Origin of the sequence: Amycolatopsis tucumanensis (assembly GCF_021654135.1) — a bacterium.
Classification (GTDB): domain Bacteria; phylum Actinomycetota; class Actinomycetes; order Mycobacteriales; family Pseudonocardiaceae; genus Amycolatopsis_E; species Amycolatopsis_E tucumanensis.
The window spans coordinates 79,821-91,480 of sequence record NZ_JAKGSD010000024.1 but is presented as its reverse complement, the minus strand read 5'-3'; the positions used below and the strand labels follow the sequence as shown (position 1 = coordinate 91,480).

General features: G+C 72.8%; 15 protein-coding genes. 9 read left to right on the top strand and 6 right to left on the bottom strand.

Translation table 11 applies throughout. The features are described from left to right. The first annotated feature begins 70 nt into the window (after window positions 1-70). The 3 genes from L2C96_RS23415 to L2C96_RS23405 are packed head-to-tail and all read left to right on the top strand — an operon-like array spanning window position 71 to window position 2,411. Window positions 71-649 carry a response regulator transcription factor gene (locus L2C96_RS23415; protein WP_237337761.1) on the top strand — a complete coding sequence of 193 codons (579 nt, stop codon included), beginning with the start codon at window positions 71-73 and terminating at the stop codon, window positions 647-649. Window positions 650-705: 56 nt separating this feature from the next. Then, window positions 706-1,674: a C40 family peptidase gene (locus tag L2C96_RS23410; protein ID WP_237337760.1), complete on the top strand. Its 969-nt coding sequence runs from the start codon at window positions 706-708 to the stop codon at window positions 1,672-1,674. Window positions 1,675-1,700: 26 nt separating this feature from the next. Further along, window positions 1,701-2,411, top strand: coding sequence for a response regulator transcription factor (locus L2C96_RS23405; protein WP_237337759.1), 711 nt, complete (start codon window positions 1,701-1,703; stop codon window positions 2,409-2,411). Between the two features lie 5 nt (window positions 2,412-2,416). On the opposite strand, the gene L2C96_RS23400 is transcribed toward L2C96_RS23405, so the two are convergent. The 3 genes from L2C96_RS23400 to L2C96_RS23390 form a co-directional block, all read right to left on the bottom strand. Next, a complete protein-coding gene (locus L2C96_RS23400) occupies window positions 2,417-3,067 on the bottom strand; it encodes an NADPH-dependent F420 reductase (protein ID WP_020417646.1) in 651 nt (216 codons plus the stop codon). Window positions 3,068-3,180: 113 nt separating this feature from the next. After that, a complete protein-coding gene (locus L2C96_RS23395; RefSeq protein WP_020417647.1) occupies window positions 3,181-3,753 on the bottom strand; it encodes an RNA polymerase sigma factor in 573 nt (190 codons plus the stop codon). A 240-nt stretch (window positions 3,754-3,993) separates the two neighbouring features. Continuing rightward, the gene (locus tag L2C96_RS23390; protein WP_237337758.1) at window positions 3,994-4,707 is read right to left on the bottom strand and encodes a hypothetical protein; all 714 of its coding nucleotides are present in this window, start codon (window positions 4,705-4,707) and stop codon (window positions 3,994-3,996) included. Window positions 4,708-5,004: 297 nt separating this feature from the next. On the opposite strand from L2C96_RS23390, the gene L2C96_RS23385 reads away from it, so the two are divergent. Together L2C96_RS23385 and L2C96_RS23380 are read left to right on the top strand one after the other, a co-directional pair. Beyond that, complete coding sequence (locus L2C96_RS23385; RefSeq protein ID WP_020417649.1) at window positions 5,005-5,181, top strand: hypothetical protein; 177 nt, start codon at window positions 5,005-5,007, stop codon at window positions 5,179-5,181. A 459-nt stretch (window positions 5,182-5,640) separates the two neighbouring features. Next, the gene (locus L2C96_RS23380) at window positions 5,641-6,030 is read left to right on the top strand and encodes a hypothetical protein (RefSeq protein WP_237337757.1); all 390 of its coding nucleotides are present in this window, start codon (window positions 5,641-5,643) and stop codon (window positions 6,028-6,030) included. On the opposite strand, the gene L2C96_RS23375 is transcribed toward L2C96_RS23380, so the two are convergent. Next, window positions 6,027-6,854 (bottom strand): helix-turn-helix transcriptional regulator, encoded by an 828-nt coding sequence (locus tag L2C96_RS23375; protein WP_237337756.1) that lies wholly within the window; start codon window positions 6,852-6,854, stop codon window positions 6,027-6,029. The genes L2C96_RS23380 and L2C96_RS23375 overlap by 4 nt on opposite strands. An 86-nt stretch (window positions 6,855-6,940) precedes the next feature. On the opposite strand from L2C96_RS23375, the gene L2C96_RS23370 reads away from it, so the two are divergent. Further along, window positions 6,941-7,822, top strand: a complete 882-nt coding sequence (locus tag L2C96_RS23370; protein WP_237337755.1) for a Rossmann-fold NAD(P)-binding domain-containing protein — start codon at window positions 6,941-6,943, stop codon at window positions 7,820-7,822. A 48-nt stretch (window positions 7,823-7,870) separates the two neighbouring features. Next, complete coding sequence (locus L2C96_RS23365; RefSeq protein ID WP_237337754.1) at window positions 7,871-8,362, top strand: hypothetical protein; 492 nt, start codon at window positions 7,871-7,873, stop codon at window positions 8,360-8,362. 80 nt (window positions 8,363-8,442) lie between these two features. Here L2C96_RS23365 and L2C96_RS23360 read toward each other — a convergent pair whose 3' ends face one another. Next, window positions 8,443-9,207, bottom strand: coding sequence for a class I SAM-dependent methyltransferase (locus L2C96_RS23360; RefSeq protein ID WP_237337753.1), 765 nt, complete (start codon window positions 9,205-9,207; stop codon window positions 8,443-8,445). Between the two features lie 66 nt (window positions 9,208-9,273). Here L2C96_RS23360 and L2C96_RS23355 point away from each other — a divergent pair, with 66 nt between their 5' ends. Together L2C96_RS23355 and L2C96_RS23350 are read left to right on the top strand one after the other, a co-directional pair. Beyond that, window positions 9,274-9,630 (top strand): peptidase inhibitor family I36 protein, encoded by a 357-nt coding sequence (locus L2C96_RS23355; RefSeq protein WP_237337752.1) that lies wholly within the window; start codon window positions 9,274-9,276, stop codon window positions 9,628-9,630. A 104-nt stretch (window positions 9,631-9,734) separates the two neighbouring features. Further along, window positions 9,735-11,279 carry a substrate-binding domain-containing protein gene (locus tag L2C96_RS23350; RefSeq protein WP_237337751.1) on the top strand — a complete coding sequence of 515 codons (1,545 nt, stop codon included), beginning with the start codon at window positions 9,735-9,737 and terminating at the stop codon, window positions 11,277-11,279. A gap of 33 nt (window positions 11,280-11,312) precedes the next feature. On the opposite strand, the gene L2C96_RS23345 is transcribed toward L2C96_RS23350, so the two are convergent. Then, on the bottom strand, window positions 11,313-11,654 hold the full coding sequence (locus L2C96_RS23345; RefSeq protein ID WP_237337750.1) for a DUF1801 domain-containing protein: 342 nt from the start codon (window positions 11,652-11,654) through the stop codon (window positions 11,313-11,315). Window positions 11,655-11,660 lie beyond the last annotated feature (6 nt).

Here is an 11,660-nt window from a genome sequence, read left to right as displayed (position 1 = left end):
TCACCCGCTCGGTGCGCACAAGATCAACTAGTCTCGGGTCACCGGTTTGAAGACACACAGGAGTTGGTGGATGCCCGCGGCCGCCCTCGTCGCGATGTACGTCGGGGAGGACCCGGCTCGCGCGCGCGCGCTGCGGTCGGCCCAGCCGGGAGGTCCGGCGCCGCGGTGGGAGATCGCGGACACGAGTGTCGCGGGTCTCCGCGCGGTGCGACAGTCCGATCCGGACATCGTGATCGTCGACGGCGAAGTGGACGACGTGCCCGCGTTGTGCCGCGAGATCCGCGCGGCGGCGCCGTCCGCGGTCGTGCTGCTGCTGGCCGAGGACGCACCACCGCCGCCCGGCGTGGACGGCGTCATCAGCTGGGCGTTGCTCCGCAACGGTTTGCCGGGCAACGTGCTCGGCGCGCTCGCCGAGGTCGCCGCGGTGGCCCGGACGCCCGGCAACCGGGTGACCGGCCTGACGGCGCAGGAGATCGCGGTCCTGGAGTGCGCCGCGCGCGGGATGACGGCGGAGGAGACCGCGGCCGAACTCGGTCTCACCCCTGCCGCCGCCCGATCCGCCCTGCGCACGGCGAAAACGAAGTTGCGCGCGTCGTCGCGGGCGCACGCGGTGGCGCTCGCGATCCGGGCCGGTCTTTTCCCGCCCTGATCCGCCGCTGCGCGTCAGGTTCCGCCGCGCCGGCCGGTCTGTTCGGTGTGGTCAGGATGACGCTGCTGGTCGTGGTGTGGCTGACGGCCGTGCTCGGGGCCGGGCCGGCACTGGCCGCACCGCGACTCGACGTGGACAGTGCGTACCAGGAACTCCGGCGCGCCCAGGACGAATTCACCGCCGTGCAGAGCGAAGTGAGCGGCAAGGAAGCCGAACTCGCCGCGGCTGAGCTGAACCTGTCGGCCGCGCGGGCAGGCAACGGGTCCACCGGCGAGGCGTTGCGCGTGGCACGGTCCGCTGCCGTGGCGGCCCGCTCGCGCGTGGCCGGTTTCTACTCCGGGGTCTCCGCGGAGTTCCGCCGTGGCCGGGAGTTCGCGGTGCTGGACAACCGCGCGCCGCTGGACTACCGGGCCGCCCTGCCCCTGCTCGATTTCGTCGCCGCCGACCAGTTCGCCGAGGTACGGGCGGCCGACGAATCCGTGCGCCAGGCCGAGTCCGCGGTCACCACGTCCGCGGATGCCCTGGCACAGGCCGAAGCCGCCCGCACCGCGGCGGCCGATGCGCTCGCGGCCGCCGGAGCACGGCGCGACGCCGCCCTTCGCGGCGTCCAGGACGCCCAGAACCGGGTGGACGAACAGCGCCGGGTGGACGCGCTGCCGCCGGTCGCGGAGGGCGATGGCGGGAACGTGGTGCGGTTCGCGTTGGCGCAGCTCGGCAAACCGTACGTGTGGGGCGCCGAGGGGCCCGGCAGCTACGACTGTTCGGGCCTCGTGCTGGCCGCGTTCCGGTCCGCCGGCCTGGCCGTGCCGCGCACGAGCGCAGCGCAGGCGGAGGTGGGTGTCCCCGTGCCGCGGGACCAGGTGCGCCCCGGCGATCTCGTCTTCTACTACCAGCCCGTCAGCCACGTCGCCGTCGCGATCGACGGGTCGCGTGCGGTGCACGCGTCCCGCCCCGGTGAGCCGGTCCGGATCGCGGACATCGACGCGATCGGCCCGGTCACCGGGATCCGGCGGCTGCTGCGCTGACAACCGCAACCAGAGGAGGAACAACCTTGTCCACGACTTCCGCCGTCCACGGCAGAGCCGGCATCCGGGTCGCGGTGGCGGACTCGCTTCCGCTCTTCCGCGAGGGGCTCTTCGCGCTGGTCCGGCGCAGCACCACGATGCGCTGGGCCGGGCACGCGGGCACCGCGCCGGACCTGCTCCGCCTGGTCGAGCACGCGCACCCCGACGTCGTCCTGCTCGGGGCGGGCGTGAACCGCCAGCCACAGCTCATCCCGCTGCTGACCGGGGTGCGGAACACGGTCGCGGTGGTGGTGCTGCTGGAACCCGGCCAGTTGAACCGCGCCCACCTCGGCGAGTTGCTGCGCGCGGGGGCGCGCGGGGTGGTCGCGCGCGCGGCCGACCCGTTGCGCATCACCGAGGCGATCTCCGCAGCGACCCGGCAGATCCACGTCGACGGGCAGCTGCGGGGATTGCTGTTGCCGCGGGAGATCGCGGGGGAGGAGCCACCTCCGGTCGCGCCGCGACCCGCCCTGAGCGGGCGCGAGTACCAGGTGCTGCAGCTCATCGCCGAAGGGCTCAGCACCACGCAGATCGCGGCGAGCCTGCTGCTGTCGGTGGAGACGATCCGGACCCACGTCCGCGGGGTGCTGCGCAAGCTCGCCGCGCGGGACCGCACCCACGCCGTCGCCCTGGCGTTCCGGGCGGGGTTGCTCGTCGTGCCCGGGCAGCCCGACGCCGAGCGGCGGCAGGCGTCCTAGCGCCGTCAGGCGTGCAGGACCCCGAGGTTGAAGTTGGTGTGCCCGAGGGACCTGCTCAGCCGCTGCCGCAGCGGGAACAGCATCTCCATCGACCGGGCGCCGGTGATGTCGCCGAGGTCGACGATCGCGTCCGCGGGCCAGCCGAACTCACGCAGCAGGCCGGTCACCATCGTCTTGGCCTGCCTGCTGTCGCCGGCGAGGAACGCGACGTGCCCGCCGGGCACGCGCTTGGGGTTCACCATCACCGACGGGCTCACCGTGTTCAGCGCCTTGACCACCCTGGTCTGCGGGAACAACGCCTGGATCTCCTCGCCGAGGCTGCGCTCGCCGGTCCGCATCGGGGGCGGGTCCGCCGCCGGGTCGCTGACCGGGTTCGCCACGTCGATCAGCACCTTGCCGGCGAGTTCGGCCTCGCCCGCCGCGCGCAGAGCGTCCACAGTGGCCGTTCCGGCGGTGGCGTTGACCACGATCGACGCTGATCGCGCCGCCTCCGCGTAGGTGCCGGCCCGTGCCAGTTCGCCCGCCGCGCGGACCCATCTGGTGATGTGCGGCTGCCCGGGGTCGCGGCTCCCGATCACGACGCGGTGCCGGAGCTCGACCAGCCGCGCGGCCAGGGTGCGACCGACGATCCCGCTGCCCAGCACCGAAATCCGCACCGGGTTGGTCCTCCGTGGCCGTCGACGGGAATACGCTTTCTCTTCCGGTATACCTGCGCCGGTGAGTCCGGACAATGCGGACGGTTGATGAAACGCGTGATGAAATCCGGCGGTCACGAATCGCGGGACGCGAGGAGTTCGTATTGCCGCCGCAGCGCCGTCCGCGCCCGCCACAGCAGCGAGCACGCGGCGGCGGGCGCGATGCCGAGCTCGACGGCCACGTCCTGGGGGCGGTGCCCGAGCACCTCGACCATCCAGAGGACGCGGCGCCAGCGGGCGGGCAGGGCCGCGAACGCGTCCGCCAGGTTCCGGTCGCCCTCCAGTTGCTCGTCCAGGGGCGGCGTCCTCGGCTCGACGACGACCGGGGACAGGCCCGCCGCGACGGCGCGCCCGTTCCGCGCGCCGAGGTCGATGGCCAGGCGGCGGACCGTGGTCCGCAGGTAGGCGGGGAAGTTGGTGGCCGGGCCGCCGCCGCCCTCCAGCGCCAGCATCGTCCGCACCAGCGCGTCGGCGGTCAGGTCCTGCGCGTCCGCCGGACAGCGGGCGACCGAGCACGCGTATCTCAGGACCGCGGCCTGGTGTCTGTGCACCAGGACCGCGAACGCCTCGCGATCACCCCCACGAGCTTCGCCGAGCAGATCGTCGTCCGACATGCCGGCCAGCTCCCGCGTCGCGGTGTCACCCATCAGCCCCTCCTCCAATGCACTTCCAGGTGAAGAATGCAACTACAGGTTTGGCGAACCGATTGGGTGAACTCGGACTACTGAGAGCGGATAATTTCGCGTTCTGTCCGCTCAACGGGTGATTGGCGGGTTTTACGGATAACGGCTGTGCTGGGCGAGCCGATACGGCACGACCGCGGGCGGGCGCTTATCACGAAACGGTAACGCTACTCCATTTTTGCGCGCGGGACCTCGGCGAGTTGCTCAGATGAGCGGTTCGTCCACCAGGGACGGGAAGAGGTCGAGCAGCCATTCGGCCCGCCGCGCGGGATCGGCGCCCCGTGGCCACCCGGCGATCGACACCGTGAGCGTCGGCGTTCCCGGCAGGCCGCGGAGGAGTTCGCCCAGCTGCTCGGCCCGCTCCGGGCTCGTCACCAGCACCGCGATGTCGCACAGGCCGACGGATCCGGCGGATTCACGGGGGCCGAGGTGCGGCCGGAGGTGGTCGGCGATCGTGGTCCGCACCGACATCGCGGACCAGGGCGCCTTCGCCGGTTCCCACCGCGCCACCACGACGTGCGGGTCCACGTCGCCGTAGCCGGGCGAGGTCAGGTCGTGCACGAAGGCGGAGCGGGTCCGCAACCCGGTCACGGGATCGGTGCCGTGCGCGAGGAGTGCGTCGCGGGCGACGATCTCCCGCACCGCGCGGGCGGCGGCCGCCACCAGGTCCGCGGGGGCGGGCCCCAGCGTAGCCCCGGGCAGGCACGAAGCGAGTGCGTCGACGTCGCGCTCGAAGTCACTGTCCGTGGCGGCCGAGCCGAGGCGCTGGTCGGCCAGTTCGCGCAGCGCGGGGAGCAGGCCGCTGCCGGTCAGGCAGGCCTCGACGACGGCGGGCGCCGCGTCGGTCTCCCAGTCGAGGTCCGCGGGCCAGCCGAGTTCGTGTGAGCGCGCCCGCCAGCGGGTCAGGAGGGTCGTCACCGCCGCGGACACCGCGTCTCCCGCCGGTTGTGTGGTCCGTTCACGTTCCTCGTCGCCGTGACGGTGCGCCGGCGGGCTCTCCACTACCGAACCACCCCTCGCGCGATCCACCCCGCATCGAGGGTGATGCTACTCACGGTGTGCGTGGGCTGTCGAGGTGAGCCGGGACCGTGGTCAACGCTGGTTCCACAGGGAGCAGGCCCAGCGCGTGCGGCGCTGCACGCGGGCACCGCGATCGTCGGTGACACGATCAGTTGATCAACGTTTTGGGAAGGCCCTGCGGACGATCATCATCGGGTGGGTGGGAACGACGCGTTGCGCGCCTTCTTCGCGCGGTGCCGTGAGTACGGCATCGACGTGCAGGAAGCCCGGCGCGCGCTGGCCCGCGCCCGGACGGACGTGCGCGCCGGGCGGGTCCTCGAAGTCGACCCCTACAAGCTGGCGTGGCGGCGGCTGCGGCGCCGCCACACCTGACCGCGCTGGGCTGTGACCCCGATCGCATCCGAACGTGTCGGTCCGTTTGGCGACATGCCGAGCGGGGGTGCGCCGTCTCCACACCGGAGCGACGAACACGAGGGGGCACGGATGATCTGGCGCGGCAGGGTACGGGTGACGAACGGATCCGCTGTGCTCCGGTGCTACCGCCGCACGGTGTGCGCGTGCGGGCGCAAGCAGCGCAGGCTCCAGGTGTTCGGCACGCCCCTGCGCGACGAGACCGGCGCCGTCCGTTCGCCGCGCAGTCTCCGGCGTGCCCTGCGTGCCGCGGCGAAGGCGTGGCAACCGGATCGGACGTGCGACGCGTGCGCCCGCCGGTCACGAGCCGCTGTTCCGGACCGGAGCAACGTGACCGTGCGCTGACCCGCCCGGCGCGGCGGAACCGGGCGCGGTGGCGGCACGTCCATGCGAGGACAGCCCGCCCACGGAAGGACTTCCATGGCCCAGCCGTATCCCGCCCCGCCGTCGCGTCGCCGGTGGCCGCTCGTCGTGACCGCCCTCGTGGTGGGGCTCGTGGTCGGCGCGGGAGTCGTCGGGCTGGTCTGGATCGGCTCCGCGCCGGGCGCTGCCGCGTCGGACGCCGAGGCGGCCTGCGCGGCAGTGGAACGCACCACGTCGCTCGATCCCGGCACCCAGTACGCCGGTTTCCAGCGGTGGGGCGCGGCGTCGCAGCTCGCGGCGGCGGCAGCCGAGCAGGATCCGCGCTACCAGGCCCTCGCCGACGCGTTGAAGGCGCCGCTCGAGATCGTCACGCGGACTTTCGAGGCGTCCGGACCGGAGTTCGACGCGGCGATGAACCGAGCCAGGGCCGCCTGCGACGACCTCTAGGACGTGGTCAGCGGACGCCCGCCGGTGACCCGCAACAGGTCGAGCTTGCCGGCGTCCGCGCTGCCCGCCGCCGTCGTGTAGGTGACCACTCGCAGGTCGGCGCCCGGCACCAGCAGCACGTCGCAGTCGAACAGGATGTCGCCGACCTCGGGGTGCGTGACCGTCTTGCGTTCGGACTCGTGCACGGCCGCCGTGGTCTGCGTGTCCCAGTACCGGGCGAAGGCGCCCGAGGTCCGGCGCAGCTCCCGCACCAGGCGGTCGAGCTGGGCGTCGGACGGGTAGCGGGACACGGCGTCCTTCAGGTCGGCCACGAGCGACATCGCGAACGCCTCCGCGCCGCGCTCCGGCCGCACCGGCGGGGCGGCGCCGGTGAAGACCGCTCGCACCAGGTTCCGGTCGGTGCCCGGTTCACCGAACAGGGCGGACCAGGTCGCGTTCCACCAGACCAGCGTCCAGTCCGCGGCGAACACGCCGATCGGCACGTCGCCGAGGCGCGCGACGAGACGCTGGACGCCCGCGGGCACGTGCACGTTCACCGTCCCGTCCTGCGGCGGCAGGAGGCCGGCCGCGCGGTAGAGCTGGTCGCGTTCGGACCGGGACAGCTGCAGCGCCCGCGCCAGCGCGCCGACCACCTGCGCCGATGGGTTCTTCGCGCGGCCCTGCTCCAGGCGCAGCACGTAGTCCACCGACAGCCCGGCCAGCTGGGCGAGCTCCTCGCGGCGCAGGCCGGGAGCGCGGCGGCCGGTCGTGACGGGCAGGCCGGCGTCGGCCGGGGACAGGCGGTCGCGCCAGGCGCGCAGCAGGCTGCCGAAACCGGTGGTCACGGGTCCATTCTGTCCGTTCCCCGCCGGATCAGCGTGGGTACTGCTGGTCCCTGGCTGATCTCCGCGGCGGGCGGGACGGTGGTCGCATGAGCCACACGATCGTCATGACCGGCGCCAGCCGCGGCATCGGGCGCGTCGCCCTGGAAGCGATCCGTCGACGGGACCCCGATGCGCACGTGGTCGTCGTCGCGCGAACGGACCTCGGCGACGGCACGGTGACCGCGGACCTGAGCTCGCTGCGCAGTGTCGGGGACGCCGCCAGCGCGATCCGCGACCGGCTGGACCGCGGTGACCTGCCGCCGCTGCGCGCGTTCGTGGGGAACGCGGGCGTCCAGCACACGAACGCGCTCACGACGGGGCCGGACGGGTACGAGTCGACCTTCACGGTCAACGTGCTCGCCAACCACGTGTTCGTCCGCGTGCTGCAGGACCGTTTCACCACCCCAGGGCGGGTCGTGATCACCACCAGCGACACCCACTTCGGCGACTTCCGCCACAACCTGGGGCTCGTGCCCGGCCCGGTCTGGCAGTCCCCGGACGTGCTCGCGCGGCCCGGCGCCTTCCCGGACCCGTCGAGCGCGGCCGCGGGGCGCACCGCGTACTCGACGAGCAAACTGGCCACCATCCACCTGGTACATGAGTACGCGCGGCGCCTGCCGCCAGGGGTCGCGGCCGTGGCGTACAACCCGGCGTTCGTGCCCGGCACCGGACTCACCCGCGACGCCAATCCGGTCGTCCGGTTCGCGGTGCGCCGGATCCTGCCCGCGATGACCTGGACGCCGTGGGCGACCAGCCCCGCCACCGCGGGTCGCTACCTGGCCGACGTCGTCCTCGGTGCGATCGACGCGCCGAACGGGTCCTATGTGGACCGCGGTGCGGTCGTCCCGTCGTCCCCGGAGTCCTACGACCCGCGGCGCGAGCGAGAGCTCTGGGATGCGGCCGAGCGGTTCGCCGCGGTCCGGGTGTAACCTATTTGACTTCTCGGAAAGCCTTGCGGCGCAAGCTAAACTGCGCGCATGGGAGTGAAGGCGAAGATCGGGACCGCCGGGGCGGCGCTGGTGGTCGCGGCGGGTGTGGCGTGGTCGCTGGGCCCCGGGTTGAACGGGTTGAGCGACGACGCGTCGGCGATCGCGCTCGGGATCGGCGCCCGGCCGCCCGCGGTCGCGCCGCCGGCCGAGACTCCTGTCGTCCCGCCCGCTCCGGAGGTCACCCGGCCCGCGCCGGATCAGGTCGGCGGGGTCCTGCCGGTGAACCGGCCGGGCAGGGCGACCCCGCCGGTTCCGGTGCCGTCGGCGCCGGCGCCCGGGCTCCCGGTGCCAGGCGCGCCGACGCCCGAGGTGCCACCGGGTGCGCCGTCCTCGCCCGCGGAACCCACCTCACCGGCGACCCCCACCCCGCCGTCCTCGTCGCCCGCGCCGGACCCGACGCAGCCCCAGCCGGCGAGCGGCTGTGTGTCGGACACGCGGCTGGGTTCGCTGATCTGCGGGATCGCGGGCGCGCTCAGCTGATCGCCCTCCCGCCGGCGGCCGTTGCTCGGTAGGTTGGCGAAAACACCTGGGCGACTCCCTCGCCCCCTGCTGCCGACGAATCAACGACTCGGGGCACTAGTCGCGACCACCAGGCGGTAGCCGACGTCCAGTGAATCCCGGTCCAGGAGGTCGCGGTGGCCGCGCTGCCACTTGCCGGAGCTGAGGTCTTCGGCCAGTCTCCGCACCGCGGGTCGCACCACGTCCGACGGCAGCGCCGCCACGCCGGACATGCCCGCCCGCACGTCGTCGTCCAGGTAGCTGTGCGGGCGTCGCCAGTAGGCGGCCAGGAAGCCGTCGCTGCAGTCCCACGGGACGGGCACCGGCTGGACCACCACCCGCCGGTCCGGGCCGCTCAACCCGCGCACCACCGCGTCCAGATTCGCCAGGCCCCGCTCCCGCTCGGCGATCTCCGGCAGGTACTCCCCGACGAGCCAGTACCGCGCCATCACCTCGACGTCCCACGTGAACACCACCTGCCGCCGGGACACGCGGCGCAGCTCGGCGAGCCCGGCCGCCGGGTCGCGCCAGTGGTGCACCGTCAGCACGGCGAGCGCGGCGTCGAACCGGTGGTCGGCGCACGGCAGCTGCTCGGCGACCGCGCACACGGCCGGGGCCGAACCGGGCGGCCGCTGGCGCAGCATCGTCGCCGACGGTTCGACCGCCAGCACGTCCCGGCCGTCCGGCTCGTACGATCCGGCGCCCGCGCCGACGTTCAGCACCGTCGCGGCCGCACCGAGCGCGGCGTGCACCTGGCGGGCGATCCGCGGATCCGGCCGCCGCACCGACGAGTAGCCGCGTCCGAACGAGCCGTAGGGGTCTGCCATTCCCGGCACCCTAGCTCGATGCGGTGATGAGCGCGTTGATCCGGGTGATGCGGGTATCGCGGAGCCATGCGTGCATCGGTGTTCCTCGCCGTACTGGCGATCGCGTTCGTGCCGGCCACCGCTGCGGCACAAGAGGTTTCCACGTTCGACGGCCGCGACTGCCCGCCGGGCAGCCTGTGCCTGTACCGGGACCACGGCTTCACCGGCGGCGGTCTGGCCCTGCGACCGGGGGACCGGGTCGGTGACCTCGCCACCTACGACCTCGCCGACCGGATCTCGTCCTGGACCAACGACACCGGCGTCACCTGCACCTGGTACGAGAGCCCGGACTTCTACGGCAGGGCGCACGGAATGCTCCACGGCTACCGCGTCGACCTCCCCGGGCCGGAGGACGACACCCCCTCGTCGGTCGAATGCGGCTGACGCCCGGGTGAACAACTGCCGAACAGCTCGGAGAGCGGTGATCTTCCGGCTCGCGCTCGCACAAGATGGATGTCTCGTCCTGTGTCCCCAGCGCGGAGGCCCGGTTGTCCAACTTTCCCTGGGAAATCGTCCTGGCGGTGCTGGCGCTCGTGGTGCCGGTGTTCGCGTTTCTGTGGGAGTTCGTGTTCGTCGGGCGCAAACGGCTCGGCTACCGCGTGCAGGTCGACACCACCGCGCGGCAGGAGGTCGCGGCTGAGAACGCGGGCGCGCTGCAACGCCTGGACGACAAGGACGGCAAGGCGCTGACCGACCCGTCGTTCGTGCTGGTGCGCATCGAGAACACCGGCACGACGAACATCGACAGCCAGGACTACGCCGTCCTCAGCAACGTCCAGGCGGGCGTGAAGATCAACTTCCCGGACCGCCGCGTCGCCGGCATGGTCGTGACCGAGCTGAGCGACGACTTCCTGCGTGAGAACTTCGGCGAGAACTCCGGTCTCGGCGTGGACAACATCGTCGACAGCGACGGCCGCAACGTCGGCGTCATCCAGCTGCCGAAGGTGCCGCTGAACCAGGGCCAGCACTACAAGGTCCTCGCGGTGCTCGACCGCGCCGGGCCGAAGGTGAAGAAGTGCCCGGACCCGGTGGTGATCGCCGGCATCAAGGGCGGCGTGCGCAACGGCGCGATCCGGGAGACCAAGAGCCGCACCGGAATCCCGCGCTGGCTGACCGTGCTGGTGTACCTGCTGGTGTCGGTCGCGCTGGCTGAACCGTTCGTGATCGGGCTGGCCACGCCGGACCCGCCGCCGCTGGACTGCGCTTCCGGATCGCTCACCGTCACCGGCTCCACCGCGTTCGCCCCCGTCGTGCGGGAAGCCACCGGCTCCTACAGCCGCACCTGTCCCGGCGCGAAGTTCACCATCGAGATGAGCGGCAGCACCGACGGCCTGGAACGGCTCAACGCGGCCAAGAGCGGTGAGGTGCTGGCGTTTTCCGACGGGGTGAAGGGCGACCGGTCCCCGCAGTTGCTGCCGCGGCCGATCGCGTTCCTGCTGTTCACGATCGTCATCCACCCGGACGCCGGGGTGCAGGACCTGACCGCGGCGCAGGTGCGTGACGTGTTCGCCGGGCGCGTCCGGAACTGGAAGGAGCTGGGCGGCGCGGACCAGGAGGTGCGGATCGTGGACCGGGAAGCGCTTTCCGGCACACGCACGACGTTCGAGCAGCAGGTGCTCGACGCGATCGAGCCGGGGGAGAACTCCAACGACTGCGTCGAGCCGCGACGCCCGGGCACGGCCGCCGACGTGATCCGCTGCCGCCGCAACGACACCGAGTCGCTGCTCGACGCCGTGGCCGCCACCCCGGGCGCGATCGGTTACAGCGAACTCGGCGCCGCGGAGAAGCGGGCGGACCTGCGCACCGTCTGGATCGACGGCCAGAAGGCGAGCGTGCAGGGCGCCGACCACGGCGTGTACCCGTTCTGGCAGACCGAGTACGCCTACACCTACGGCGAACCGAAGGCCGACTCGCTCGCGGCGAGCTTCCTGCGGTACCTCACGAACCAGGTGGGCGCCGACATCGTCCGCTCGCACGGCGACCGGCCCTGCGCCGAGCTGGCGAACCCGGTGCTGTGCCGGCCGGAGACGTGACGGAGCGCCGGGCGGGATCGCCCGGCGCTCCGCTCAGAGTTCGGCAGCCTGCTTGAGCCAGTTGGCGAACAGTTCGTCGTCGATCTCGCCGGGCTCCCGCAGCTTCACGCTCGCCATCCCGCGCGCTCCCGGCTGCAGGCGGCCGGACGGGTCTGCGATCTCCTGGCCGCGCCAGAAGCCGAACGTGACGTGCTTGGGGTAGGCCTTGACCAGGCACACCGCCTGCTTGCCGGGCGCGGGGCCGAGGCTCCACACCGGGTGTCCGTGCCACACGGCGCCGGTTCCGGGCAGGGCGGTCTCGATCAGGCCGACCAGGCGTTCGGCGATTTCGCGCTGGGCGGCGGGCAGCTTCTCGAGGTATTCGGTGACAGTCATGGCAGG